Source organism: Bacillus sp. J33, assembly GCF_000518885.1.
In the GTDB taxonomy this organism is placed as follows: Bacteria; Bacillota; Bacilli; order Bacillales; family Cytobacillaceae; genus Cytobacillus.
The window spans coordinates 1-25,927 of sequence record NZ_JAEL01000029.1 but is presented as its reverse complement, the minus strand read 5'-3'; the positions used below and the strand labels follow the sequence as shown (position 1 = coordinate 25,927).

Here is a 25,927-nt window from a genome sequence, read left to right as displayed (position 1 = left end):
CACTTCTCTGCAAAAGAAGTGGCTTAACGCTTGATTACAAATTATGGCAATTCCAAATAAAGGCATACCATCATGTATGTACCACTTTCCTTCGCTAGCATTACCTAGTGCAGGTTCAAGGGTTAAGACAAACGTCTCTCTCAGCTTATAAAGCACCCCTAGTGTTCGTTTATGAAATTTTCTATTTACATAGTCACATAATTTCTGTTTTAAATCAATAGGTTTATTTTTAAAACAGGATTTATTATTTCAGAATAACTATTAATATTTAAACTAAAGAATGCTATAGTTAGTGGAATAAACGAATCCACTAGCCTCTCCCCCCATTTTAGCTTTCTTATTAATCGCATAGGCTCCAATTGATGCGCCAATAAACTCCAGCCATCCGCCCGCTGCAAGAAGAATTCTTTTTGCAGGCTATTTTCATCCCTTGCTAAGATACCGATTGAATCAAGCAGGGCTGCGATCGAGATCAGACTGCTTCCAAGAACTTCAAGTTTGATAAAATAATCAGATTTACTGTTTGCAAGTCCATATGCCTCTAAGGCAGCGCCCATAGATTGTACGGAACTTCCCAATGAATTAAGTCTTGTTGATTCTGCTGAAGGGCTTTCGATCTCCAGGTTCGTTGCTGCGCTGTTTAACGTGTTCCCGCCCGCTTGAGTGAAGCAGCCCATAATACTATAAACATTTGATTCTTCCTCTATATCCGATAAACTGATCCTTCCAAACCCTTGAAAACTGTTCCCTAGCGCTTGCACTGCATTTCCATCTCGTATCAATTTATTATTAAGGTTTTCCAATTCTGTTCCGTAAATCGTTTCCCCAACAGCTGAAACAAAAGTACCGATAACCAACAGATACGAGCCAATCGAAAGGTACTCTTCTCCATCTAGATACATGCAGCATCCCTTCCTAACCACTTTCATTGGTTTGTTCATTATCTTTATCTTTTGTGTCCCCGCCTTCTTGACTTTCTTCCTGCAGCTGTCCAATGACCGATAATACAGAACCAACTGCCTGAATCCAGCTGCCGATAAAGATCACATGATCACCGGTGCTGCCTGGACCGCCAAGTTCTTTTTCCCTAAGGTTTTTAGTGCCTCCTATAGCTTGAAGTGAATTTCCGATGGATTGAAGCAGATTTCCATTAATATTAAAGATCTGCCCAGGAGCAGCTGGATCCTCAAACTCGTCTCCAAGGGCTGCAGCCCCGCCAAGGGCTTGCAGCCAATTGCCTGTAATGACAAGCCTTTCTTCAGTCTCTTCTTTTACATGCAGCACCAATCCGGCAACAACTGTACTGTTTCCTATAGCCTGAACTTCATTACCAAGTTTTTCAAGAGATGCCCCGCTCTGTCCGCTTGCCTGAAGTGCATTTCCTGTACCCTGCAATGTATTTCCGACAAGATCCATTCCATCCAAAAGATCGGTTATCCTTGGTGAAGCTGAAGGAGTGCTTGCGATAGCTGAAAGGATGGTGCCTATTGCCGCTATTACGGAACCAAAGATCTCTTGTACTTGATTGTCCATAACACACTCCGAACTCCTTAGTTGATGTATGCTAAATTATATTCACAACCTGACAAACTGGTACAGCTGGGAATTCATAATCTGATTCCCTATAGGGGGAGTTTTGCCAAAAAAGCTGCAAACAATAGCATTTTTAATTTCGTTTTCTCTTGAATCTTCCCATTAAAATCGTATCGTAAAATTTGCCATCAGAAAGTTTCTTATCTTCTTTTAAAATGCCTTCAACTTCAAACCCATGACTTTTATATAGCTTTATCGCCTTTTCATTGGTCTCGAGAACATTCAATGTAATTTTCTTAATTTCATTTAATTCCGCCCAAAGAATAGACTCTTTTAATAGGTTTTTGCCAATGCCGTAACCCCAGAACTCTTTTAGCACACATACGCCAAATACCACCTTATGGGCACTTCTTTTCAATGTGCTCCCCTCGCACCTAGAAAAACCAGCAATTTTTCCATCTACTTCTGCTACCAGAAAAAGATTGCGATCACGATCTGTATCCTCCTGAATAATCTGTTTAAACCCTGCTTCATCTATGTACGCTTCACCTGCTTCCCTGTCCATGTTTTCTGTTTCCCCATCGGTTTGCACTCTAACTTCTGATATGACTTTCGCATCCTCCTGTATGGCAGACCTAATTACATATGGCAAATTGTTTATCACGTATTCTTTTTGATTAATGATCATACTATTTCCCTCTCCATATTTTTTGTACTGTCTTTGTCCTCAAATATATACTTTAGCTATTTTGATACGATAATAATATTATGTAAACTATCGGTTGTCCGGTTTTCCTTTTATCCGCTCCCGTGTATCTTTTATTCAATGATTAATGTCCTTTCCATGCATTCAGCAAAAAAAGCCATCTCCCTATAAAAGAGTGGCTTATTTCAGGTGTAGAATAAATGTAAGCATCGTATGAAATGTATAATTTTTTTCCTCTATTAAAACTTAATAGAGGAAAAATTCATTGTTTTACTTATGTAATTGGTCCAGGATGACTTATGAGTAATATATAGGACCAAACATATTGCTATTATGGATTAAGAAAATACATCTCTGTATAGGTAAATCCAGTTTCACCTTAATTGTGTTGCAGTTTAATGTTCTCCTTCGGTATAAATTTGGAAACTTACACCAAATTTATCTGTAACACTGCCGTATAAAGGGCTGAAGAAGGTTTCCTGAAGAGGCATGGTTACCTGGCCTTCCTGCTGTAGGGCATCAAAAAATTTCTTGGATTTCCCTGCATCATCTGTAGAGATGCAAATGGTTACTTGGCTGCCATTTTGATGCTCCTGGCCAGGAAATGTATCACTAAACATTAGCTCTGTTTCGCCAACTTTGATCGTTGCATGCATAATGCGGCCTTTTGCATCTTCAGGTATTGGATAATCTGGGTTTTCTGGACCTTCTCCAAATGTCTGAGAAAAAAGAACTTGTGCATCTAATGCTTTTTCGTAAAATTCGATGGCTTCCTTTGCATTTCCATCCATTACTAAGTAGGGAATTAGCCGTACTGTCATGAATAACAACTCCTTTTTACTAATTAATATCTGAACTCCTAATATTACCCACTTTTACAATATAACACATCAGAACAAACGTTCGCAACTGTTTATTCGAAATTTTCTGCAGGATTTACGTGATTATTCATTTTAAGATGTTCTTCCCTTTTTTCACCCCAAAAGCTTATTTTTATCGTTAAAAAATCGAACAAATCGTTGAGCAGCTTTATAGTCAAATTAGCCTGTCCCTACAAGGTTTCTCCAGATAGGAAAGACGTTTTTACATGCTTTTTTAAACCCTTTTTTAGAAATATCAAGATGGTCGAAACCATTCCACCCATCATATATATATTCTGTTCTCAATCTTTTTCAGAGGAGGCATCTAGTTGAATAAAGTATGGAAAGTTTGTTGTTTACTATTCTTTGTCTGTTACTCCAATATTGGCTTAGGGATTTTCATTATTTTTATATATGCTTGTTCTCAAAAAGACTGGATGAACAGCTTTTCAATTTTTCTCATTCTATTAATTTGGTGTTATGGTCTGATCACCATTTTCGAAAGAATGGTGAAAATGAATGATAGAGACAGTAGTGATAAACACAGACAAGCTCTCCAATCTTCTCATAGGATGTACTATCCAGAAGAAAAGGAGGTGGAAGTAATGGCTATTGCAGATGCATTAAACAACGCCTTTGATCCTGGTGATAAAAGTAAATGTGTTTGACGGCAGACTCAAATTGCATGAGCTGGAAATTTCATTTCAGCTTCAGATAGTGTATTAATTTGGGTGGATGATATGGGTAATTATCGAGTTCAAAATCTCGGTGGAGCTGTCAACATTCAAAAAGACTAAGAATCAACTCTTAGACATGTAGACCTTTTGGATCTACTTCAGCCCGTAGGCAAACCCCAGTTTCGCAAAAGTAAAACTGAGGTTTGTCATATTTTTCAGCAGTTATGATAAAATCTTTTACTATGGGTATAAGTACTTCCATAATGGGTAATTAAACATATAAATATAGAAATTGAATAATTTTGTTTTGGTTCCAATAACAAGGAATATATAGGAATATATGGGACTAAAAGTACGAAGCAATACTTTCGGACAGTTTGCTTTGAGGGAGGAATATTATGAGTAAAAGAGACGTATTGATTTTTATGCATATTCCCAAAACTGGCGGGACAACATTGAGTAGAATTATTGATATGCAGTATAAGCCAAATGAAATTTATCGTACGTATAAAAATGTTGTTAAAGCCCAAGGAAAAATGACAGACAATAATATTCGCTGCATTCAAGGACATGACTATTTTGGAATCCATAAACAAATTAATAAACCATTTAAATATGTGACGCTACTGCGCGATCCTGTTGAACGTGTTATCTCGAATTACTACTATTCTCGCCAATTTATTAAAAATTGTCCAAGTTTTGAAGAGTTTAGAGGTATATTGTATGAAAGATATTACACTTTTAACTATCATATTAAGCTGCAATCGGCCGTAATTACTAGAGAGAACCATTTATTCTTATTTTCGCACTGTTTTTGTTCCTCATCGGCTAATTGTTGTCGACAATGGCTCCGATCGAGAAACTGTAGCGGTTCTTAAACGACTGGCAGCTCAGTACAATTTTAAGGCTGGCTTCTTGAAAAAAATATAGGAGGTAAAGCATTTAATGAAATATTAGACAATGAAGATCTACACCCATAACAGTTTATTCATTTCTGTAAGAACGATATCGAATATCAGCAAGAATGGGATAAAAAATTGATACGAATCCCAGTCCAGTCCCTCTCTTCCCGCAGGACACTGGAAAAGCATCCTGGAATAAATACCGCACGAAGTAAATGCGAATGTATTTTCGAGGAGTCAATTGCCCTCCGCTTCAATCAACTCAGTTGGTTAACCTTAATTAGCCCTGAAAAGCAACAAACTTTACGAAAACAGGGTTTATAAATAAAGCACTTCCCATTTGTCTTTTTGGATAAGAAATAGGTCTATTTCACAGCGCCTTTCTATATTTTATAGGAAAGGGCGCTTGACCTTTATCACATTCTTTTAGAAATAGGGGAGAAGAGCATGTATACCGTGTATTATCTAGAAGGCAAAAATATCTTGTTGAACCAGCTCCGTAAAAACCTACCGAGCGAAGGCCAGGATGTCAAAATTAAAGGACGCAAAGGGAAAGTAACAAGTGTGCAAACGCTCGAAGATAATAAAGTCCATGTGCATGTAACCTTGGAGACCGTTAATAAAAATAAAGCAGTAGTGGATGATCCGAAAAAGAAAAAAAGATAGAATCTAGAAACCCGCATTTTTTTGCGGGTTTTTATTCTTTATATCCAGAGTTTACGGTCTTTTCGAATAAATCTGTAATGCCAACGCAAAACAGGCAGGGTATACAAATTAATGAGTGTTGACTTCCATAAATTTACATACCCTTCATTCCCTTGATGATGGACATTTTCCACTCAGCAGACACCAGTTTTGGCCTTCATCACCTCAATGATGGACATTTTTCCTGGATCAGATCCAAATTTTGGCCTTCATCGCCTCGATGATGGACATTTTTCCCATGCCAGACTCAAGCTTTGACCTTAGTAACATAAATAAAAGACTTTTTCTCGTAACCGCCCCACTGTCCTTCATTAAATGAATGAAGCCAACAAATTGGCAAGTGTACATAAATTCATGAAGGGTAAAATTGGGAACTACTATATTAATTTGTTCTATAAAAAAAATTTAAATGCCTAGATATCAATAAAAATAGGAGTACAAATCGTTAGGCGATTTGTACTCCTATTTATTGGCTTCTCCTTTAAAGCTTCCCTCAAGCTTTTTGATAGTTATTCCTTTTAGGATTTATCCTGACGTCCCAAACTCCTTAATAGTAAGCTCTACAGTAACATTAACCGGTACCTCACTGAATGTTTGATCCCAATCTTCTTTCACCTTTTTCCAAACCTTAGGGTGCTCGATTCTCAGCCTGTTTCCAAATCCAAACACATCCATTTTGTATTCCTCTTGGGCTTTTGCCAATACGTTTTTCACCAGCTTCTCGACTTCTTTTTCAGCCGCCTTTTCAGCCTTTTGCAGAAACTTGTTATCAAAGGTGTTCGCTGAAACATCCCAATGTTCCCCGATGCGCCCTTCAGATTTTATATTTACTTCAAAAGTGATGCGAGAGCCATCAACTCTAGGCTTGATTTTGCTGTCCATTTTCAGGATATCATATATGACAGGCTGGCCGTTTTCTTCATAGAAAGTACTCACTAAACCGCCTTTCCCTTTACCGGTTATCCAGTTTACCCCAGTAATGTCCTCATCATTGAAAAAACCGCGCAGCATTTTCGTTTTTCCATCAATTAAGGCGGCTCCCGAAAGCTTTCTTTCACCTTTTTCCGGCAGTACACTTTGCAAAAGGAAACTGATTCCCGAGCTCAATTGGGCCTCTAATTTAGTAATGGACATTGGTTCCATTATCTTAGTCGTTCTGTCCTGGTCCCGAATCATTTCAACGATCTGAATTGCAGGGATAACGGTTGGTTCATCGGTCTCAAGTGTTTTTCTGGCACTTTCTTTTGCCACCACAATTAGGGCACTTGGCCTCATTTCCTGTTCTCGCTGAAAAAAGTCCAGCACCTGCTCAGGATTATAATTTCTAGCCAGATCCTCTCCAATCACAATCACCTTAGAGTGTACGCCAAATGCGCGTTTATCAATTCTCAATGTCATTTTGCGCACAGCAGGAAGGATTGCTTCTCCTGTTTCGGAAATATTTTTGTAAGACTGGCTCCGTCGTGAAGTACCTTCTTGTGTTCCGGAATCTGTAGTCTCAGCAGTGACAAGCTGATTGGTTATCCTGAAGAGGTCCTGATCACCCTTCTCGTGGTCACCGAAATCCCCCTCTTCTTCCAAATCAAGAGCTGTTCCGATTATGAGACCCAATTCTTCAATTTCTTTACTGCTCCAGCAGCCATTCATAACCAAAACAGAAAGGGCCATAAGTGCAGCAAGTGAAAGTGTTTTAAAACGCTTCATGCTTTCCCGCCTCTCCATTTGGAAATCAAAAGCATAGGCAGAGGCATCACACCAAATAAAAACAGCGCTGCATAGCCAACCAAGTCTCCCAGCCTAAATAGATCATTGATATTTTGCGGGCTCATCCCAATGATATAAATGACCGGCAGCAATCCAAAAATAAAGGGGGTGATTTTCTTTTTAAAAAGCTGGGCCATTCCTAATGCAGCTGCATAGTAGGATATCGTAAATGTGGTAAAAATTTGCATAATCCAAATTGTAAGCAAGAAAGACTCAAATCTTTCAAAAATCAGCCCGGTTATTTCAAAGCTCCTGATCAAATCGATCGATGGCCAGGTTTTTGATACCACCCCAGTTACGGATAGTGCCCCGATGACCATCACAACCGTTATCAAATAAAAACCGATGGAAATTGCAGTTCCGGCCAGGACAACTTTTACAGCTTGGTTTGGCTTACTCATAAATGCTACAAGAATGAGCATAATTTCAATCCCTAAATAAGCGAGAACTGTAGACTTAACCCCTTTTAGGACTGGCATGATTCCTGAACCTAAAACCGGACGGAGGTTATCAATCTCAAAAATCCCAAAGCTCATGCTGATGACAAGAAGGAATATAACGACTGTTATCGGCAAAATCAATTCAAACAAGCGGGCAATCGGATTTATCCCCCCAGCAATCAGGTAAAGGCCTATCCACATAAATGGCATTATGATGGCCCAAAGGGGTGTCCCTTCCAGCAAAAAAAGACTGGTTACCTCTGCAAGAACTCTTACTTCATAAGCCGATAATGTAAAAAAATAGATGACAACAATGAAACCGAGAACCCCTCCGATCCATTTCCCTATAATCTCATGACTGTATTGATAGAAGGTTTTACCGCTATATCTTTGACTCAGTTTTACCATGATGACTCCGGCTATCATGGCAATGACTCCACCCAAAATAACGGTAATCCAAACATCTGGCGAGTTTATTTTTTCAACGGAAGTTCTCGGCAGCGTCAGAATACCTGCAGCGAGCATATAATTGATAAGAATGACAGTCGCCTGGGGAGCTGAAATTTTATCCTTTGGACTGGCTATCATTTTGGATGACCTCCATTCACGGTAAACTATCCTTTCCGATTCGGATCCTTCGTGTGCAGCATACTTGGCCGGCGTTTCATTGTATTAAGAGACATACGAATAATAAAATCTTTCCAATCACTTAACCGATATGGTACAGCACCGCTAACGTACGAAACCCCAAAACTTTTCAGTTTGACTAAGTGGCTGCATAAGAAGAGGAAAAACAAAATCACTCCATATAGGCCATATACTGCAGCGGAAAACATGGCAGCAAATCGCAAATAGCGCAAGGAAATCCCGAAACTGTATTGTGGGATGGCAAAAGAAGAAATAGCTGTAACGGCAACGACTATAACCATTATCGGACTAACAATCCCTGCCTGTACGGCAGCTTCCCCAATAATCAAAGCTCCAACAATACCGATTGCCGGCCCAATTGGTTTCGGCAATCGGAGTCCGGCTTCCCGTAAAATTTCAATGGCTACTTCCATAATCAGTGCCTCGATTATAGATGGAAACGGAACACCATCCCTAGTTCCCATAATCGACATGGCTAACTTGGTTGGAATCAGACCCTGATGGAATGAAACAAAGGCAATATATAAAGCAGGCCCAAATAACGAGATAAAAGTGGCGAGGAAACGCAAAAGCCGGATCAGGGTACCCGGAATCCAGCGTTCGTAATAATCCTCCGAAGCCTGCAGCAGCATGCTGAATGTAACAGGGACAATCAGTGCAAATGGCGTCCCGTCCAACAGGATGGCAACCCTTCCTTCCATCAAGGCTGCCATTACCCGGTCTGGTCGTTCTGTATTTTGCACTTGCGGAAACGGGCTCAGGAAATTATCTTCAATAAGCTGTTCGACATACCCTGATTCCAGCACATTGTCTATGTCTATTTTTTCAACTCTGGACTTGACTTCATTTACGATATCCGGATTGGCGATGTCCTCAATATAAGCAACAATAAGATCTTTTTTGGTTCGTTTTCCAACCTGGAACTTGGAAAACACTAATTTTTCATTCCTTCCATTCCTTCTTAAAAGAGCGCTATTATCGCTAATGCTTTCATTGAAACCAGCACGGGGCCCTCTTACCGACTGTTCGGAAACCGGTTCTTCAATGCTTCTCGTTTTGCCCTTCGCTGTAAAAATAATTAGGACTTCATCAGATCCTTCCAATAGAAGCATCGCATTGCCAATCAGGATTTCTTGAACCGTTTCTTTTATCGTATTTGCTTCAATCAATTCACTGATAGGAAGCACATTATTTTTGAGATATTCTAATGATATTTTCTCGCCCGAATGGTCCCCTAGCAACATCCTTTCTTCAGAAAAATCATGCATTAGCGACCTCATGATATGTTTATCAATCAGTTGCCTATCACATAATCCATCAATAAAAATAATGGCTGCACGAGTACTGGAGTGCCCGATATTAAACTCCCTGAATCGAATATCTGAATTCTGTCCGATTTCCTGTTTTAAATGTTCCAAGTCCTTGGCAAAATCACCCGTAAACTCAGCAGGATAGGCTGAATGATCTTTTTCATCAGGATTGACTCTCTTGAATGGTTTCATTTTTGATTTTCGCCTTTGCATATTATGAATCATCCTTTGACGTACGAATCCATGCAACAATTTCTGAAATGCCAAATGGAACCAAAAACACAATGAATCCCTGAACAAATACAGTCCAATCAGGAAGGTAAGAAATGATGTTTTTCCACATTTAAAGCACTCCAGGAATTAACATAGAATCGATCGTAGAAAAAATATGTCCGTTCATGATTATCACCCTTTTTAGGGTTCCACTGTTTTCTTGAAAAATCCATTCGAATGGCAATTTTATTCTTTACAGCTATATAGGTCTTATATAGAGGAGGGTAAGGCCGATAATTTATGGCTTTTGCTGGATAGGAATGTGCTTGATATACTGCAATTTTTTTATTGAGGAAATTATTGATTGGCTGCTATTTCTAATTGATACAATGAGGAAATGGTGTTCTGAAACCAAAAACCGAATCTGTAACCCAATAGATAAGTACTCTGTCCATAAAAAAACCTTTAACGTGAATAATGTGCTGTAAATCCACTTAATCCAGCCATTTACATTTCTCTGAGGCACTTTCTTTTTCCAGTATATGCTTTCGCCAAAAACAGTCAGCTTCCGACTGCCCCGCGCAAGAAAAGTCTAATCCTGCGCTTTCCCGAGAAATGAAAAAAGAGTGAGGATATTCCCCCACTCTCCAGTATCATTTTCCATCCACAATTTCTTTAAAGATTTCATAGGAACGCTTTTGCTTTTCTTCATCATAAATATATGATACAGCCATAATTTCATCCACATTGTACATGTCCTGGAACTGGTTCAGCTGCCCTTTAACTGTTTCCTTGCTGCCCATAAAGGTCACACTGGACATGCCCTCCGCCGCTTCCTTCTCCATCGGGTTCCAGATGGAATCCAAATCCTCTATCGGAGGGCTCAGCTTCATGGATGTTCCTCTAACAACATTTAAGAAGAATTGCTTCATGGTTGTTGATAAAAATTCTGCTTCTTCGTCTGTTTCCGCTGCAATTACATTTAGGCAAACCATCATATAAGGCTTATCGAGATACTTCGAAGGCTTGAAGCGTGCACGGTAAATGCGGATCGCATCCTCCATCCACCTTGGTGCAAAGTGTGAGGCAAAAACATATGGCAAACCCAGCTCGGCAGCCAGGTATGCAGAATCTGTCGAAGAACCAAGAATATAAATTGGAATATTGGTATCTACTCCAGGATGCGCTTTTACATAGCTTTGCTCCTCTAATGGACCAAAGTATGTGAGCAGCTGCTGGACATCCTCCGGAAATGTGTAAACCGAATCATTCTTTGAACGGCGAAGAGCGCTTGCCGTCATCATATCTGTGCCAGGCGCCCTTCCTAGGCCAAGGTCCACCCGATCCTGATAAATGGTCGCCATAGTACCAAACTGCTCGGCAACAACCAAAGGCGCATGGTTCGGCAGCATAATTCCGCCTGAACCAACCCGGATTGTTTTCGTATGCTCCAATGTATGTTTAATTAAAATCGCTGTAGCAGAGCTGACAAGAGTCGGTGTATTATGATGCTCCGCGATCCAATAGCGTTTGTATCCCATTTCCTCCGTTGCCTGTGCAAGATCCACAAGGTCTTCGATCGCCTGCTTGCTGTTCTTCCCTTCCCGTATTGGGGCAAGGTTTAAAACCGAAACAGGAATTTGTATATTCGTCATTTAATTATCCCCTTCGTAAAGAATTGATTTTATTTTAACAACCGAAATAAATAAAAGAAAATATAATGCTTAGTATTTACAAACTCCTGTAAACGAGTTTGCCAGGTTATCTTTTTGTCAGCGAAATGAAAAAACCAGCCCCCATTTGAAGACTGGCTTAATTAACTTACTCTTAATGGTTCTTCATTTTCAACCGCATCATTGCTTTTTTGGGGCTTCTTCTTATTCAAAGCCAATAATAAAATCATGCCGAAAATACACGCTGTACCAAGCCATTGGATGCTGCCAAACGGTTCTTTCAGCCAAATGACCGTTGTCAATACGGCTGACAATGGTTCAAGACTGCTTAAGAGGCTGGTTTCCGTAGGTGAAAGGCTCTGCAAGCTTTCGATGTAGAACCAAAAAGCAAGCATAGTTCCAAACACGATAACAAACATCAAATATAGATAAGCTTCAACTGTTAAACTTGAAAAGTTCATTTTCCATGGCGGATGGATAAAGCTTAAGGAAGATCCCCCGATCACCATTGCCCAGCCAACAACCACCAGTGAGTCGTATTGCTTAAGTAAAGGAACCGCATATAAAGTATAAAAGGCCAGGGCAGCACCCGATAAAACTCCCCACACAAAGGCAGGTACTGATACCGACAGCTGTGAGAAATAACCGTTGGTAAGAAGGAAAAAAGATCCCGCCAGCGCAAGTAAAACAGTCACAAAATCCTGCCGTGTGAACACAGACTGTTTTCGTAACACCAAGTATATAATGATCATGACTGGCGCCAAATACTGAAGAAGCGTAGCGACTGCAGCATTCCCGTGATGAATCGATGCCATATACGTGTATTGCACCGCCAGCATGCCAAAGAGCCCAAAGATCACCAGCTGAAGAGCCGCCCTCCTATTCTTCCATACCCCAAAAACCTGTGATCGATCCTTTAGGAAAAACTGTACAGCTAAAAGTAAAATGCCAGCAATAAGCAATCGTACTGTTACAAGCCAGTCAACATTCATTCCAAATTGCTGAAAAAGCTTTTGTGCAGCCGTTCCGCCAACACCCCAAAAAGCTGCTCCCATCATAACAAGTACTAATCCTGTTTTTCTGGAAATTCCCCTCATGTGTCATTCCACCTTAAATATAATAATATTGTTATAATAATTGAAAACATCTTTATAAAATAGCGAAATTTAATAAAAAAATATAACTATATTGAGGTGTCTGTGTTGCAAATAATAGATTTCAAGGTGAATCAAAACCTAAAAGAGCTAACGAACCACCGTACAGTTGTGATGCCTGTTGCCTGTTACGAAACCAGGATTTCTCAAAATATAAACAGAAAAATCCCCCTTCATTGGCATGAGGAAATTCAAATGGTCCTAGTCATAAAAGGGGAGGCGATGTTTCAGATTAACGAAGAAAAAATGATGGTTAGCGAAGGGAACGGGATCTTTATCAACAGCGGATGCCTGCATTTGGCAGAGGATGTAAGCGGAGACTGCACTTATATCTGTTTAAATGTATCCCCCCATTTCATGCTTCCTCAAGAACTGTTTACCACCTATATATATCCATACATTCAAGCAACCAGCCGTCCTTACATATCGCTTAATGCCTTTGACAATTGGGGAAAAAACATTTTGGACAGCCTGTTAAAAATTCATGGATTGATAACGCATAAATCCCCCTTTTATGAGGTTGACATATCCCGCCAGCTAACATTCATATGGCAGCAGTTGATCATGAACGGATTCCAATTAGAGTACAACCAGACTGAAGTGGAAAAAAACAAGCGAATGAAGGAAATGCTGAATTGGATCCACCTTCATTATGCTGAAAAAATCACACTGAATGATATTGCAAGAGCCGGCAAATTGAGCAATTCTGAATGCTGCCGGTACTTTAAACGGATTTTAAAAACCACTCCGGTAAGCTACCTCGTTCATTATCGAATCCAAAAAAGCCTCATCATGCTGCAGGAACCGGAAGCCAATGTCACTGAAGTTGCCTTTAAAGTCGGGTTTAATAGTACCAGTTATTTTATCGATAAATTTCGGCAGACAATGAATATAACGCCTCTGGCGTATAAAAAGGAAAACCAGAAAAATAGATTGACATTCGACTTAAAAGGAAATTAGGACATTGCCAGCGTTTCACCCAGCTTATTTTTTTCATGGGGAGAATGGGCTGAATTATATGATTTAAATCCTTTAGTCTGGATGTCTATATCCTGATAATAGTTTTCGAGATTCCCTTGATAGATGACTTGGAAATTTTTCATTTCCATGAATTCGTGCGGTGTTACGAGTGATAGCGGTTTAGTAAAATGAACAATCCCGCTTTCCTGCAATACAGCTGCTACAAATTGCGAGCAAAAATAAGCGTTGTCCCTGGTGAATGGCTTATTAAAAATAATGGCAAACAGCCCCAGCAGATTATAGCTGTATAAGTCCTTTTCAGATTCCATTTTTTCTATGAAATCTTTAAGATATTGCAGCTGCTCATTGGTGACAGGATAGCTTAAACACGCACACCTTGCGTTTTTAAAAAAGTTTGTGCGGATATTTTCTTTGACAAAACCGCCGATAAATGGATTTGCAGCTGTTTTTCTGCCGAAACTATATACTTCTCTTAATTGCGGGTCAAATGAGATCGAAGCATGATTATAAGGCTTTTTTGTGTAAAGCTTAATCAGCCGGGTAAATATAGTGCCTGTATCCGTAAGGAGTATATAGATTTTTGGATTGGACATAAAAAAATCTCCCTATTCATTAAATAAGATTATACTTCCATCATAAAGATTCCATATAGCTTCAATAAGAAGCCTGCGCTGTATTTGCTTATAAGACTTGAGTCTTATGCAGAATAAAAAACACCTGTTAATCCAGGGTTATTAGGTGTATCCGCCACTATCAGGTTCCTTATTTCTCAAAAAGCCATTGCCAGATTAGGAGTACTATGTTCTGAATTTAAGCTAAAATAATGTCTTTTAATTGTAGGAAAAAGGTGCAGACACCGCGAAATGTTTATTCAGAAAACATAATAGGGAGGGCTTTTTTTGGAACAGACTATTTTTAATCATATGGAAACAGTACGAGGAATAACTGAAAAATCAATTGAGAGAATTCCTGAAGAAATTTCTGATATCATTCCTGAAGGCTTTAATAATAATATCCGCTGGAATTTTGGGCACATTGCGTTTGTTCAGGATAAGATTGTCTTTGGAATTTTAGGAGAAGAGATGAAGGTTCCGAAGAGCTATGAAAATCTCTTTGGCGCTGGAACAAAGCCGTCCGATTGGGCAGTAACGCCACCTTCATTTACAGAAATTGCGGCTGTCTTAGCAGAACAAAAATCCAGAATAAAAGATTTTCTTCCCGGCAGGCTTGATGAAAAGCTGCCGAAACCTTACACAAACCGCGGCGGCATTACGTTTTATACTGCAGGAGAAGCATTTTTATTCAGCTTTTACCATGAAGCTATGCATATTGAAGCCATTAAGCAAATTTATCGGTCCATTTCCTCTCATTAAAACAGGTAAACTCCCGGATAATAGGGTAAAAAAGAAATCCACAGTTAAAATATTAAAAATGGAGACATTAATCAATAAAGGGTGCTCAAATTATTGGGAGCACCCTTTTTCCATCGCTTTATTCTTTGCCTTCAGCTTTCTTGGCTGCTTCACGCTGCTGTTCTTCAGCTTTCTTGGCTGCTTCGCGCTGCTGCTCTTCAGCTTTCTTAGCTGCTTCGCGCTGCTGTTCTTCAGCTTTCTTAGCTGCTTCGCGCTGCTGTTCTTCAGTCTTCTTTACTGATTCTTGTTCTGCTCTCTTTTCCTCATTGGCAGCTTCTGCAGCTGCTTTTGCTACCTCATTGTTAATCTCCTCAACATCTCTTTCTTCTTCTTCTTCAATCTTAGCTGCTTTTTTCTCTAACTCTTCTTCAAGCTTAGCCTTTTCACGGTCAGCTTCTTCTGTTGAAATTTGACCGCTTGCCAGTTTCGCTTCGATTTCTGCCAATTTTTCTGCAAATTTGGCATCTGCTTCTTCAAGCTTCATAAATTTCTTTTCCATTTTTTCAAATGACTTCTGGATATTTTTTAAAATGGCTTGCTGAGCTTGAGGATTTTCTACTTTTTCTAAAACCGCCAATACAGAATCAATATTGTGAGCAAGCTTACTTTCTGCACCATTTTCGGCAGGAGCGGCTTCCGTTTCTTCTGTTGCTCCTTCAGGTTCTTCAGCTGCTTCTGTATTTTCATCAGAATCTGTTTCAGACTCTGGCAGCTTCTCTCCTGCAAGTTCCTGAAGAGAGATCGCTACCTGGAGAAGTTCCTCAGCGTCTGCCATTTTTCCTTCTGCAATAAGAGCATTTGCTTCTGCAATTCGTTCAGAAGCAAACTCAGCCAATAGCTCAGCTTCTTTGTAATCATCAAAAGTAATGGCAAGGTGAATTTTTTCAGTAATAGTCTTAACGAAATAGAAAAAATCTCCCGGAATTAGAGAAACTTCTGCCAAATCAACAGTATCGAAATTTTCTTCACTGCTTTCCTCTGTGCCTTCTTCCGTTCCTTCAGAAGGAACTGTTTCCATGTTCTCTTCTGTACTATCCATTTCCGTTTGCTCTGTTACAGAGATTTCTTCCTCTGCTGCATTATTCGCTACCGTTTCTTCACCATTGGCGAATGCGGAACCTGTTCCGGCAGAAAGAATAAGAGCCGAGGATAAAACACTGGTTACTAATAAATGTGTCAGTTTTTTGTTGTTCATATGTATATAACCCCCTATATAGATTCATTACAATACTTCGACAAATTCCTCCTCGATGTGTGGGTAGTTTTTCATTATTTAAGGAAAAAGTTAGTTTTCAATCAAAATAATGGAATGGATTTACTATTGATGCGGTAGTCTGCTAACTATAGAAAAATGGCTCAGCACACAGCTGGAGCCATTACAATTCTCTCTTATTTTAGCTATTTAGGGCTAATGCTGATTTTAGACTTAAGCAGCATTTTTTCATAACCTATAACTTTAAATTCAACAATTAAAATTCAATTATTATTGTTTGTTCCCGCCTTAATATTTATAAATATCCTTAATATTAGAACAGAAAAACCTGACAAACCAAATATCCCTATTAAAATCAAGAGAGAGAATTGGCCAGAAAATAACATACCTATAACAAACAATATAAAACAAACTAATGCTCCGATAAGGTGAAAAGTTAAGTCTTTTTTATCCAACTAGTAACATACCCTTTCTCATTCACTATTTTATAAATTATAGGTTCTTAATTAACTTAGGTTTCATTTTCTGGAAATAAATAACTATCTACAAGCAATTTATATTAGACGATCGATTTTATCACATGTCTAACAATATCTAAGAACTGAACTTACTCAATGTATGAACTATAACTTTTCAAGGATTTTTTGGTATTAAGAGAGGGAGCCGGCGGGACTCCCTTCTTCAAAATCCTTCTATTCCAAAAACCTCAACAAATCCCCATTCACAATATCATCTGATAACCCCAGCTCTTTACGGGCAATCTCCATTAAAGGCTGACATCTGCTGATATCCGTTTCTTTCTCCGTATCATTTTTAAAACACCTTCCAGCCTTATAGATATAGTTGTTCGCAATGAAACTGCCATCCCTGAAAATAACAGGATGATTGGGGTCGCGGGTGAACAGGTTATGGCCAAAGCTAAAGCTTTCCCCCGGGTTAATCCCAAGGAGGTGCAGTATGGTAGCCCTTATATCAATTTCACCGCCAATGCTGGTGAAGGTTCTGCCTTCCACACCCGGTATATGAATAATGAATGGCACACTCTGCAGCTTCATGCGATTAACCAAAGTGTCTTCCTGCTGCAGGAGTTCCAGTACGCCATGTTCGTATTTATCTGAAATACCGTAATGGTCTCCATATAATACAAACATCGTATTTTCGTAGAGTCCTTTTTCTTTTAATCCGTGAAAAAAGGATTTGATCGCTTCATCCTGGTATCTTACGGTTGTCACATATCGATTGACCACCATTTCACTTGTATTCGCTTCAGAAATGAACTGATCTTTTTCCTCCAGCAGGAATGGAAAGTGATTGGTCAAGGTGATAAACCTTGCATAAAAAGGCTGCTGCAATTTTTCCAAATGCGGAATCGACTGCATAAAAAATGGTATATCCTTGATCCCATAATTTACGGAGTTTTCATCGGTAACTGTATAATCAGCTTTGGAAAAATACCGGTCATAGCCAAGGGAATCGTACATATCCTCACGATTCCAAAAGGAAGCATCATTGCCATGGAAAACAGCTGAATAATACTTTTGACTGTCTAAAATATGCGGCAGGCTTTTGTAGGCATTATCCGTTTTTCTGACAAAAGCAGATCCGCTTGATAAAGGATAGAGCCCTGTATCAATCATAAATTCCGAATCGGATGTTTTGCCCTGGGCAGTTTGATCATAAATGCTGCTGAAATAAAAGCTTTCTTTAATGAGCGAATTAAGAAACGGGGTAATTTCTTCGCCATTGACGGTCTGGTTAATTACGAAATTTTGCGTGGATTCCATACTGATTAAGACGAGGTTCATTCCCTTTGCAGCGCCAAAGTAGTCAGTAGGCTCTTCCTCAATCGCCCCTACATATTCGGCTGAAGCTTTAGCGTCCGAAGCAGTAGCGAAAGCCCGATTTAATGGCTGGGAAGCCGCAATAACTATATCAAATAAATGATATTGATATAATCCTATATTTTTAACCAGCTGCTGGCGATTATAAGACTCCGAAAATAGATGAGGGACCTTCATCATTCCCAGCACAGCAGTCACTAGCACTAAAAAAACACCGGCCCCCACATACAGACTCTTCATTCCCCTTGTAATAACGATCGTTTTTTCCTTCTTCTTCATGTAATAGAGAAGGAAAAAGAGCAGATCTGCAAATAAAAGGATATCCCAGGGACTAATAAGCTCAAGCGTACTTGGACCAATTCCCCCAACATTCTTAAACTGAAACAGAATCGGCACCGTTACAAAATCAGTATAAAACCGATAGTATAAGAGATCCCCGAAAAGGATGCCTGTCAAAATAAACATCGTTGCCAATATGGCACCCGGCTTTACTTTTTTTCTGAAATAAAAGCTGCTGCCAAGAATAATCATGATCATCCCTGCAGGACTGAAGGTCATAATCAGGATATCCAGCCAATGAACCGCATTTAAATTAAAGCCGATAAAAGATACAATAACCGTCTTAACCCACATCAGAAAAACCGCAAGCCAAACGGGTGAAAGCTTTTTAAACCACTTCATAGCCATAACGCTTTTCCTCATATGCTGTTAAAATGCCGTTCATTACATGCAAAGCTCTCATTACATCTTCTTCATTTTGTGCACCCATGAGCGCAACCTGAACCCAATTGCGCTCAAGCAGGTACCCGCTTTCATAGCTTATTAGGATGCCTTTCTTTTTGCAAAGATCTCCAAAGTCCCTGCTTGAAAGATTCATTGGCATACGGATGGTTATGATGCCAGGCGAATAGGATTCATCACCAAGAAGATCAAAGCCGCTCTCCTTCAGCTTTTTTCTTGCTTTATTAGATAGCTGCTGTATTTTTTCATAATCAACTAGCTTCATACTTTCATTGAGCGCGGAAACCAGATTGGACGAGTGTGTGTATGGAATGCTTTCAAGGTCTTGATACATCTTCAAATCCAAGTATCTTGGTATTGCGGCATTGCTTTTTATTTTCTCACGATGAAACACAATAGCCAGTCCCGGATAGGAACCAAGCCCCTTCCCGCTTACCGCAGATGCAAAATAAATGTTTCTAAGCTCCAAAGGGATGATACCTGCAGAGCTGCATGCATCTAGACAAAGTTCGATTCCATGTTTAGCACATAGCGCCTGGATGCCATTTATGTCATATACATAGCCTGTAGATGTTTCACAGTGGACGGTCCAAATCCATTTTATGGATGGATTATCTGTGATCCTATTCTCGATCTCATGCAAAAAAATCGGTTCATTCCACTCTTTTTCGATTGTCTGAAAAGACAATTCAAACCTGCTGGCATGATCGATCAGCCGGCACCCAAATTCACCATTTGCAAGGATGAGGCCATCTCCTGGCAGATATTTTAGCTGTGCAGCCACAAGATCATTGGAAAGGGTTCCGGTCCCCACAATTACTTCAGCGAATGCGGCTCCTGTCATCTCACATAATCGGGTGCGAAGACGCTTCAACCCATTTATAAAATCGCTGCTGCGATGGGAAATGGCGTCTTCTGCAAAAGCCTGTTTCACTTTGTCATGGACTGGTACAGGGCCAGGCAAAAAGGAATGGTATTTGGCAGGCCTTGACTTCTTGGCCATTAACCTTTGAAAGGCTTTTGCAGAACGTTCGAAATTCTCTTTTGTCAAATACATGGGCTGAAACTCGGCTCCTTTCTCGCCTGTAAGGGGGCCAAAAGGCAAAAAGCCCATTCGCTTATACAATTTGAGCTGCCTGACTGTACCGGAAATCAGCGCCATCGTATAATTTTTTTCCAGGCAATAGGCTACAAGCTTCTCACATAACTGATAAAAAACACGCGTGCTCCGGTATTCTTTTTTGACTGATAGCAATCGAACTTCACACGGCTGGCCTTTAATTGGCAAATATTCTTCCAGATTTTCCAGCTTGAAGTCAAGCGAGAAAGGCCGTTTTGCCCGGATGGCAATCATTCCTACAACTTCCTCCCCGGACTTGGCAATGACATATGTATTTTCATCATGAAATTTATCGATTAATGCTTGATTTGAATTTTCTTTATGCTGAGGAATTTCTTCAACGAACGTCTGATAGTTCAGCTTGTGGATTTGTTCAAATTCATTCTGTTCACTTGCAATTTTATAGATAATGCTCTTCACGGTTAACCTCCTATGTTTAGGCATGATGTGAGAAAAATTTAGTATGAGAAAAAAGAACAATTAAAAGCAGCAGCAAAAGACCGGCTGGGATCATGAATGAATCCCCAGTCAACCAGGCTGTCAATGGAATCGTTGCCATTGAAATAAAGCCTGATACCGTATATTTCCTGAGAACTGCATATCCCATTCCCATGGTGATGCCCATAATGGCTATCGTAATAGGCTCCAAAAATAAAGCAGCAGCTAAGTAAACAACCACTCCTTTTCCCCCATGGAAACGAAGCTGAACCGGAAAGAGATGGCCTAAAACCAAAAACAAGGAACTGAGGATTAGAAAACCATCACTTCCGTTGGTCAAAAGACTAGTAAAATATAAAGCTAGCCACACTTTGCACGCATCGATTGCCAAAGCCAGCAAAAACCCTTTCTTCCCTAAAGCTCTCCCAGCATTGGTAGCCCCGACATTCCCGCTTCCTATATACCGAATATCTTCTTTCAAGAAGTATTTCACCACATAATAAGCTCCTGCTATGCTCCCCATTGCGTAAGAAACAATCATAACCAAGAGGGCAATCAACATTTCATTCATCTATAAACACCTAACCCGTCTGCTATTAATTAAACGAACAAAAAGGGTAAAAAGTTTCATATATTTACAAATTTACTTAAAATTGATTGTAAAAATGGAGCTTGGGCTGTAAATGTAATTTTTGATTACTGATCAGCTAAAAACCGGCCATTTAACTGTTTGGCTGATAGATGCTCTGGTTTGGCCGTTAAATGCTTTAGTTTGGCCGATAAACTGCCTATATTGGCCGATAAATGTTCCAATTTGGCCGATAACTAACGAATTCGGCAGATAAATGTTCTAATCAAGCACGTTAAATCGGCCATTAAACAAAATAAGAACATAAAATGAAAGCTGCTAAATTACAAGATCAGAAAGCGTAATATCAGTTATTGGCTGGATTATCTTTATTTCTAGGATTAAATATATTTCATTTTAATTTGTCCGCTAAATTGCCTGCTCCCCCTAATTTTACCATTAATCTGAGAAAATGGTTCTTTTAAATTTATTCCCTGCCTTCGAGCTTCATTACTAAACGAAGCCCCGTCTACGTCCCTCCATGATTTAGACCCATTTAAAAATTCAGTTAATTATAAAAAGTAATATTTTTGTGTTGACATTGTTTATCAATCGCATATAATTTGCATTAAGGCAAAACTTTTTAATTTATCCATCATTCTTGTCCAAAGGACGCTTAATTGAATGTACACAACTTGAATGTTGATGACAAAAAGGAGAGATCACAATGAAGGATCCCGCTATCTCCATCTACGATTTACATGTTTCCTACTATGGAAATGAGGCAGTAAAAGGCGTAAGTTTATCCGTCAGCAATGGCAACCTGGTTGGCATTATCGGTCCAAATGGCGCCGGGAAATCCACTTTCCTGAAAGCAATTATTAATTTAATCCCCAAGGATAAAGGTGAGGTGAAGGTGTTAGGGAAGCCAATTAAGGAAGTCCGCAAAAGAATTGCCTATGTTCCTCAGCGCAATGATATTGATTGGGATTTTCCCATTACGGTTCTGGATGCTGTCCTGATTGGTACCTATCCTCATTTAAAGCTGTTTCATCGCCCAAAGAAAAAAGAAAAGGAATGGGCGCTTGAATGTCTTCACCGTGTGGGGATGCAGGATTTCAGCAAAAGGCAAATCGGGGAACTATCCGGGGGTCAGCAGCAGCGTGTCTTTTTGGCAAGAGCTCTTGCCCAGAAAGCGGATCTGTTTTTTCTGGATGAGCCGTTTGTTGGTGTGGATGTATCCAGTGAAGAAACGATTGTAAAGATCCTTAAGGAACTTTGCCGGCAAGGTAAAACTGTAATTGTTGTACATCATGACCTCAGCAAAGCGAATGATTATTTCCATCAGCTTATATTGCTGAATAAAGAATTAATCCGTTTTGGAACGGTTGATGAAGTATTTAAGCCTGATGTAATTGAAAAAGCTTATAAAGGTCAATTTGCTTTTATCAATGAGATGGGAGTGTCGGTGTAATGACCTTTATTGACGCTGTTTTCCAGTATGGATTTTTGCAAAAAGCCTTACTAACCTCAACGATGGTAGGAATTATCTGCGGTGTGATCGGCTGCTTCATCATCCTCAGAGGGATGGCTTTGATGGGAGATGCAATCTCTCATGCAGTGCTGCCTGGTGTTGCCATTTCATATATGCTTGGCATCAACTTCTTTTTCGGAGCTGTGTTCAGCGGAGTTATAACAGCCATTGCGATTGGGTTTGTCAGCCAAAATAGCCGAATAAAACACGATACATCCATCGGAATTATGTTTACAGCAGCTTTTGCCTCAGGAATTATTATCATTACCATGCTAAAAAGCAGTACAGATTTATACCATATTTTATTTGGAAATGTTCTTGCGGTTAGATCCTCCGATATGTGGATCACACTTGGAATCGGCATTATTGTGCTAGGGGCGGTTTATCTTTTTTACAAGGAATTATTGGTCACTTCATTTGATGAAACAATGGGTGCTGCTTATGGCTTGCCCGTTCGCGTCATTCACTATTTTCTTATGACACTTTTGACGATGGTAACTGTCGCCTCCCTGCAGACAGTTGGCATTATCCTGGTGGTTGCCATGTTAATTACACCTGCAGCGGCAGCCTGCCTGCTGACAGAAAGGCTTTGGGTGATGATTTTTCTTGCAGCAGGCATCGGGGTGGTTTCGTCCGTCGTCGGGCTTTACTTTAGCTTCACGTACAATTTAGCTTCTGGAGCAACGATTGTCATGGCCGCAACCGCTATCTTTGTTCTCGTTTTCTTATTCTCGCCAAAACATGGATTGATATGGAAGATATTAAAAGTAAAAAAGAAAAGAGCTTCTTTGGTTTAAAAAAAGAGTACTGGGAGGTTTCATATAATGTTTAAAAATAGGTTTCTTGTTATAGCAGCTTCCATGCTGTCCATTTTGTTATTGGCAGCCTGCAGCAGCGAAAAGAGCAGCGGCAATTCATCAACTGAAAAGGAAAAAGTGCAAGTGGTGACAACCTACTCCATTGTGTATGACATCGTAAAGAATGTTGGCGGCGAATTAGTTGAGATTCATAGTTTGGCTCCAATCGGCTCAAATCCCCATGAATATGACCCGCTTCCTGCAGATGTACAAAAAACGACAGATGCAGATGCAGTGTTTTATAACGGCCTGAACCTGGAGGCCGGAAATTCATGGTTCGATAACCTCATGGAAACTGCCGGAAAAGATGGGAAAGATGCGCCTGTATTCCTTATGAGCAAAGGGGTTAAAGCCATGCATTTAACAACCGAAGGAAATGAAGGCGAGGAAGATCCGCATGCGTGGCTAGATATTCGAAATGGAATCAAATACGCAGAAAATGCCAGGGATGGCCTAATAAAAGTCGATCCTGCCAATAAAGAAATTTACGAAAAAAATGCAAAAGAATATATCGCCAAGCTGCAAGAATTACATGACAAAGCATTGGCAGAGTTTAATGAGATTCCAGAAGAAAAACGAGTGCTTGTAACAAGTGAAGGCGCATTTAAATATTTCAGTGAAGCCTACGGATTCCAGGCAGAATATATTTGGGAGATTAATCAGGAAAATCAGGGAACACCTGAACAAATTACAAGAATAGTAGATATTATCAATGAAAAAGGAATTACCGGCTTATTCCTGGAAACGAGCATTGACCCGAGGAGTATGGAAGCAGTATCCTCAGAAACCAAGGTTCCAATAATGGGAAAGGTGTTTACCGACTCCCTGGCAAAAGCTGGTGAAGATGGCGATACCTATATCTCCATGATGAAATGGAATATTAAAACGATTAAAGAGGGCTTGTCTAAATAGGATTAATTCTGCTGTAGACACCTCTTCCAGGCAGGAAGGTGTCTATGATAAAACAACACATTTTTCATCTGTGGAGAGTACAATTTTTTGTGATTAGTTCCCTTCCGCTTCGCTTTCTCGATGTGACGGGCATTATTCACTTTGATTAGTTCCCGTCGGCTTTGCTTTCCGGCTGTGATGGGCACTATTCATTCCAATTAGTTCCCTTCCGCTTAGCTTTCCGGCCGTTTTCCAAAGTTTCTGGGAAAACGGCTTTATTTTGATTCAAATAAGAAGCTGCATACTATTTGAATTAAAATTGTTTAATATTTGATTCGATTCGTGTATACGATATACAAACCTCAATTTTAGGAAGTGCGCCAAATAGCCAGACCCTTTATTATACTGGTTTTGGTTACTTTTCATTTATTATTATTTCTGAATGAATTATACATCGTTGGTTTATCAACGTTCATGGCATTTTAAGAACTCGGGCGAATGAGCAAAAAAGCAGCTTCGATGGGCCGAAAAAGGTTAAGTATGGCGGGGATTCGTTTACTCCAATTCCCCTTCGTGAATGCCTGGCCGTTTTCTTAACCGACTGCGCCATTTCAAAAGGAGAAAAATAGCGATCATACAACACAAGATGATTAAAATGAACTTCAAAAAATGTTCTATCCAAGTAAAAACAAGCTGCCATTGATTACCGAATACATAACCGATCCCGATAAATATGGATACCCATAAGGCTGACCCTGTATAGGCATATAATGCAAATGTCCGATATGGAACATGAATGATGCCCGCAAAGTAGCTGTTAAACTGTCTGACACCGGGCAAGAAGAAACCAAAAAGAAGCATTTTGTTCCCGTATTTCTCATAAGCTATTTTTGTTTTCTTCAAATATTTTGGCTTTAAAAACAGCCATTTACCGTATTTTTCGAGTAGTGGCATCCCCAACTTGTTTCCGATCCAATACGTAGCCGTTATACCCAGCACCGATCCAGAATACGCCGCAGCTAGAGCTGGCAGAAGATCGAGAACATTTTTGTAGGATAAATATCCGGTGTATGCAAGTGTCGAGTTTCCAGGAGGTATCGGAAGAGCAATTAAATCCATGGGCAGACCGATCAGCAACACTAAATATCCATATTGAGCAAACAAACGTTCAACGATTTCCAAAAACTCCCCTCATTTCTGCCTGCCTTGTTCAATTGTTTGATAGAGGATAGACGGATGATCCATGTTTATATTGAATCTTATATCCTTATTTTTCGTTAATTATTAGACTTTATACAAAAAAATGTGTCAGACATCACAGAAGGACAAATGTCCTTATGTAGTGCCTGACACCTTAACCATCAAGATAAGCAATTACTTATTTTGTCGTATAAACAATCTGGCCCCATTTATAAATAATGGCGTTTTCCTGCTACGGAAAAGCGCCCGTTTCTGATTATTAGTCCTCAACTATAATTACCTTATTTCGTATTAAAAGTAAGCAGCTATTTCTTAGGCTGGCAGTCTGGAATAAACAGCAAGACTGTCGATATATTACCTAGAGATGACGAGTGTATATTGACTTCGAAACTCTTTAACTCAAGAATTCCAATTTTTGAATAAGTGCATTTTTAAATATAAGGCTCTGTTAAATTTGCCTGTTGATTTCAGCACGAGGCACTCGCTTTCCGCGGGCGGTCCGACGCTCCTCGGTGCATTCGCACCTGCGGGGTCTCCCGCTGACAC

24 protein-coding genes and 1 riboswitch are annotated in these 25,927 nt (G+C 39.7%); of the genes, 8 read left to right on the top strand and 16 right to left on the bottom strand.

Annotated features, from left to right (window positions below; translation table 11 throughout):
- Window positions 1-69: 69 nt before the first annotated feature.
- Window positions 70-170: riboswitch (TPP riboswitch) on the bottom strand.
- A gap of 39 nt (window positions 171-209) precedes the next feature.
- From L634_RS30980 to L634_RS0110700, 4 genes are all read right to left on the bottom strand, one after another.
- Complete coding sequence (locus L634_RS30980) at window positions 210-902, bottom strand: DUF6944 family repetitive protein (protein WP_232233750.1); 693 nt, start codon at window positions 900-902, stop codon at window positions 210-212.
- 13 nt (window positions 903-915) lie between these two features.
- Window positions 916-1,533, bottom strand: coding sequence for a DUF6944 family repetitive protein (locus L634_RS0110710; RefSeq protein ID WP_026582448.1), 618 nt, complete (start codon window positions 1,531-1,533; stop codon window positions 916-918).
- 133 nt (window positions 1,534-1,666) lie between these two features.
- Window positions 1,667-2,221, bottom strand: coding sequence for a GNAT family N-acetyltransferase (locus L634_RS0110705; protein WP_026582447.1), 555 nt, complete (start codon window positions 2,219-2,221; stop codon window positions 1,667-1,669).
- Between the two features lie 413 nt (window positions 2,222-2,634).
- Window positions 2,635-3,060, bottom strand: coding sequence for a VOC family protein (locus L634_RS0110700; RefSeq protein WP_026582446.1), 426 nt, complete (start codon window positions 3,058-3,060; stop codon window positions 2,635-2,637).
- Between the two features lie 368 nt (window positions 3,061-3,428).
- On the opposite strand from L634_RS0110700, the gene L634_RS0110695 reads away from it, so the two are divergent.
- From L634_RS0110695 to L634_RS0110685, 3 genes are all read left to right on the top strand, one after another.
- A complete protein-coding gene (locus L634_RS0110695; RefSeq protein WP_026582445.1) occupies window positions 3,429-3,767 on the top strand; it encodes a hypothetical protein in 339 nt (112 codons plus the stop codon).
- Between the two features lie 407 nt (window positions 3,768-4,174).
- A complete protein-coding gene (locus tag L634_RS30975; RefSeq protein ID WP_051428308.1) occupies window positions 4,175-4,654 on the top strand; it encodes a sulfotransferase family 2 domain-containing protein in 480 nt (159 codons plus the stop codon).
- A 471-nt stretch (window positions 4,655-5,125) separates the two neighbouring features.
- Complete coding sequence (locus L634_RS0110685) at window positions 5,126-5,344, top strand: hypothetical protein (protein ID WP_026582444.1); 219 nt, start codon at window positions 5,126-5,128, stop codon at window positions 5,342-5,344.
- A 564-nt stretch (window positions 5,345-5,908) separates the two neighbouring features.
- Here the strand turns inward: L634_RS0110685 and L634_RS0110680 are convergent.
- From L634_RS0110680 to L634_RS0110655, 6 genes are all read right to left on the bottom strand, one after another.
- The gene (locus tag L634_RS0110680; RefSeq protein ID WP_026582443.1) at window positions 5,909-7,087 is read right to left on the bottom strand and encodes a Ger(x)C family spore germination protein; all 1,179 of its coding nucleotides are present in this window, start codon (window positions 7,085-7,087) and stop codon (window positions 5,909-5,911) included.
- Window positions 7,084-8,175, bottom strand: a complete 1,092-nt coding sequence (locus L634_RS0110675; protein WP_026582442.1) for a spore germination protein — start codon at window positions 8,173-8,175, stop codon at window positions 7,084-7,086. The genes L634_RS0110680 and L634_RS0110675 overlap by 4 nt, the downstream gene beginning before the upstream one ends.
- A gap of 26 nt (window positions 8,176-8,201) precedes the next feature.
- Window positions 8,202-9,758 (bottom strand): spore germination protein, encoded by a 1,557-nt coding sequence (locus L634_RS0110670; RefSeq protein WP_026582441.1) that lies wholly within the window; start codon window positions 9,756-9,758, stop codon window positions 8,202-8,204.
- Window position 9,759: 1 nt separating this feature from the next.
- The gene (locus tag L634_RS34640; RefSeq protein ID WP_269521542.1) at window positions 9,760-9,888 is read right to left on the bottom strand and encodes a hypothetical protein; all 129 of its coding nucleotides are present in this window, start codon (window positions 9,886-9,888) and stop codon (window positions 9,760-9,762) included.
- Between the two features lie 523 nt (window positions 9,889-10,411).
- On the bottom strand, window positions 10,412-11,413 hold the full coding sequence (locus L634_RS0110660) for an LLM class flavin-dependent oxidoreductase (RefSeq protein ID WP_026582440.1): 1,002 nt from the start codon (window positions 11,411-11,413) through the stop codon (window positions 10,412-10,414).
- 161 nt (window positions 11,414-11,574) lie between these two features.
- Window positions 11,575-12,528 (bottom strand): DMT family transporter, encoded by a 954-nt coding sequence (locus L634_RS0110655; RefSeq protein WP_026582439.1) that lies wholly within the window; start codon window positions 12,526-12,528, stop codon window positions 11,575-11,577.
- A 105-nt stretch (window positions 12,529-12,633) separates the two neighbouring features.
- Here L634_RS0110655 and L634_RS0110650 point away from each other — a divergent pair, with 105 nt between their 5' ends.
- Window positions 12,634-13,545: an AraC family transcriptional regulator gene (locus L634_RS0110650; RefSeq protein WP_026582438.1), complete on the top strand. Its 912-nt coding sequence runs from the start codon at window positions 12,634-12,636 to the stop codon at window positions 13,543-13,545.
- On the opposite strand, the gene L634_RS0110645 is transcribed toward L634_RS0110650, so the two are convergent.
- Entirely contained in the window at window positions 13,542-14,159 is a 618-nt protein-coding gene (locus tag L634_RS0110645; RefSeq protein ID WP_026582437.1) for a hypothetical protein, read from the bottom strand. The two genes, L634_RS0110650 and L634_RS0110645, sit on opposite strands and share 4 nt — an antisense overlap.
- Window positions 14,160-14,465: 306 nt before the next feature.
- Between L634_RS0110645 and L634_RS0110640 the strand changes: the two genes are divergently transcribed.
- A complete protein-coding gene (locus L634_RS0110640; protein WP_026582436.1) occupies window positions 14,466-14,939 on the top strand; it encodes a DinB family protein in 474 nt (157 codons plus the stop codon).
- Window positions 14,940-15,057: 118 nt separating this feature from the next.
- Here the strand turns inward: L634_RS0110640 and L634_RS0110635 are convergent, their stop codons facing one another.
- The 4 genes from L634_RS0110635 to L634_RS33825 all read right to left on the bottom strand — a co-directional run bounded on the left by L634_RS0110635 (window position 15,058) and on the right by L634_RS33825 (window position 20,902).
- On the bottom strand, window positions 15,058-16,173 hold the full coding sequence (locus L634_RS0110635) for a DUF5667 domain-containing protein (protein ID WP_026582435.1): 1,116 nt from the start codon (window positions 16,171-16,173) through the stop codon (window positions 15,058-15,060).
- A 710-nt stretch (window positions 16,174-16,883) separates the two neighbouring features.
- On the bottom strand, window positions 16,884-18,713 hold the full coding sequence (locus L634_RS0110630; protein WP_026582434.1) for an LTA synthase family protein: 1,830 nt from the start codon (window positions 18,711-18,713) through the stop codon (window positions 16,884-16,886).
- On the bottom strand, window positions 18,700-20,313 hold the full coding sequence (locus tag L634_RS0110625) for an aminotransferase class V-fold PLP-dependent enzyme (protein ID WP_026582475.1): 1,614 nt from the start codon (window positions 20,311-20,313) through the stop codon (window positions 18,700-18,702). The genes L634_RS0110630 and L634_RS0110625 overlap by 14 nt, the downstream gene beginning before the upstream one ends.
- A 16-nt stretch (window positions 20,314-20,329) precedes the next feature.
- Window positions 20,330-20,902 (bottom strand): glycerol-3-phosphate acyltransferase, encoded by a 573-nt coding sequence (locus L634_RS33825; RefSeq protein ID WP_034262489.1) that lies wholly within the window; start codon window positions 20,900-20,902, stop codon window positions 20,330-20,332.
- Between the two features lie 724 nt (window positions 20,903-21,626).
- Here L634_RS33825 and L634_RS0110615 point away from each other — a divergent pair.
- From L634_RS0110615 to L634_RS0110605, 3 genes are read left to right on the top strand one after another with little or no spacing between them, the layout of a single operon-like run.
- On the top strand, window positions 21,627-22,373 hold the full coding sequence (locus tag L634_RS0110615) for a metal ABC transporter ATP-binding protein (protein ID WP_026582433.1): 747 nt from the start codon (window positions 21,627-21,629) through the stop codon (window positions 22,371-22,373).
- A complete protein-coding gene (locus tag L634_RS0110610; RefSeq protein WP_026582432.1) occupies window positions 22,373-23,230 on the top strand; it encodes a metal ABC transporter permease in 858 nt (285 codons plus the stop codon). The genes L634_RS0110615 and L634_RS0110610 overlap by 1 nt, the downstream gene beginning before the upstream one ends.
- A 27-nt stretch (window positions 23,231-23,257) precedes the next feature.
- Entirely contained in the window at window positions 23,258-24,202 is a 945-nt protein-coding gene (locus L634_RS0110605; RefSeq protein ID WP_026582431.1) for a metal ABC transporter solute-binding protein, Zn/Mn family, read from the top strand.
- Between the two features lie 534 nt (window positions 24,203-24,736).
- On the opposite strand, the gene L634_RS0110600 is transcribed toward L634_RS0110605, so the two are convergent.
- Complete coding sequence (locus L634_RS0110600) at window positions 24,737-25,363, bottom strand: DedA family protein (RefSeq protein ID WP_026582430.1); 627 nt, start codon at window positions 25,361-25,363, stop codon at window positions 24,737-24,739.
- Window positions 25,364-25,927 lie beyond the last annotated feature (564 nt).

What these genes read in the sequence shown, in the direction of transcription:
- L634_RS30980 (WP_232233750.1), bottom strand. Translation starts at nt 902, where the DNA reads ATGTATCTAGATGGAGAAGAGTACCTTTCGATTGGCTCGTATCTGTTG.
- L634_RS0110710 (WP_026582448.1), bottom strand. Translation starts at nt 1,533, where the DNA reads ATGGACAATCAAGTACAAGAGATCTTTGGTTCCGTAATAGCGGCAATA.
- L634_RS0110705 (WP_026582447.1), bottom strand. Translation starts at nt 2,221, where the DNA reads ATGATCATTAATCAAAAAGAATACGTGATAAACAATTTGCCATATGTA.
- L634_RS0110700 (WP_026582446.1), bottom strand. Translation starts at nt 3,060, where the DNA reads ATGACAGTACGGCTAATTCCCTACTTAGTAATGGATGGAAATGCAAAG.
- L634_RS30975 (WP_051428308.1), top strand. Translation starts at nt 4,175, where the DNA reads ATGAGTAAAAGAGACGTATTGATTTTTATGCATATTCCCAAAACTGGC.
- L634_RS0110685 (WP_026582444.1), top strand. Translation starts at nt 5,126, where the DNA reads ATGTATACCGTGTATTATCTAGAAGGCAAAAATATCTTGTTGAACCAG.
- L634_RS0110680 (WP_026582443.1), bottom strand. Translation starts at nt 7,087, where the DNA reads ATGAAGCGTTTTAAAACACTTTCACTTGCTGCACTTATGGCCCTTTCT.
- L634_RS0110675 (WP_026582442.1), bottom strand. Translation starts at nt 8,175, where the DNA reads ATGATAGCCAGTCCAAAGGATAAAATTTCAGCTCCCCAGGCGACTGTC.
- L634_RS0110670 (WP_026582441.1), bottom strand. Translation starts at nt 9,758, where the DNA reads ATGCAAAGGCGAAAATCAAAAATGAAACCATTCAAGAGAGTCAATCCT.
- L634_RS34640 (WP_269521542.1), bottom strand. Translation starts at nt 9,888, where the DNA reads ATGTGGAAAAACATCATTTCTTACCTTCCTGATTGGACTGTATTTGTT.
- L634_RS0110660 (WP_026582440.1), bottom strand. Translation starts at nt 11,413, where the DNA reads ATGACGAATATACAAATTCCTGTTTCGGTTTTAAACCTTGCCCCAATA.
- L634_RS0110655 (WP_026582439.1), bottom strand. Translation starts at nt 12,528, where the DNA reads ATGAGGGGAATTTCCAGAAAAACAGGATTAGTACTTGTTATGATGGGA.
- L634_RS0110645 (WP_026582437.1), bottom strand. Translation starts at nt 14,159, where the DNA reads ATGTCCAATCCAAAAATCTATATACTCCTTACGGATACAGGCACTATA.
- L634_RS0110635 (WP_026582435.1), bottom strand. Translation starts at nt 16,173, where the DNA reads ATGAACAACAAAAAACTGACACATTTATTAGTAACCAGTGTTTTATCC.
- L634_RS0110630 (WP_026582434.1), bottom strand. Translation starts at nt 18,713, where the DNA reads ATGAAGTGGTTTAAAAAGCTTTCACCCGTTTGGCTTGCGGTTTTTCTG.
- L634_RS33825 (WP_034262489.1), bottom strand. Translation starts at nt 20,902, where the DNA reads ATGAATGAAATGTTGATTGCCCTCTTGGTTATGATTGTTTCTTACGCA.
- L634_RS0110615 (WP_026582433.1), top strand. Translation starts at nt 21,627, where the DNA reads ATGAAGGATCCCGCTATCTCCATCTACGATTTACATGTTTCCTACTAT.
- L634_RS0110610 (WP_026582432.1), top strand. Translation starts at nt 22,373, where the DNA reads ATGACCTTTATTGACGCTGTTTTCCAGTATGGATTTTTGCAAAAAGCC.
- L634_RS0110605 (WP_026582431.1), top strand. Translation starts at nt 23,258, where the DNA reads ATGTTTAAAAATAGGTTTCTTGTTATAGCAGCTTCCATGCTGTCCATT.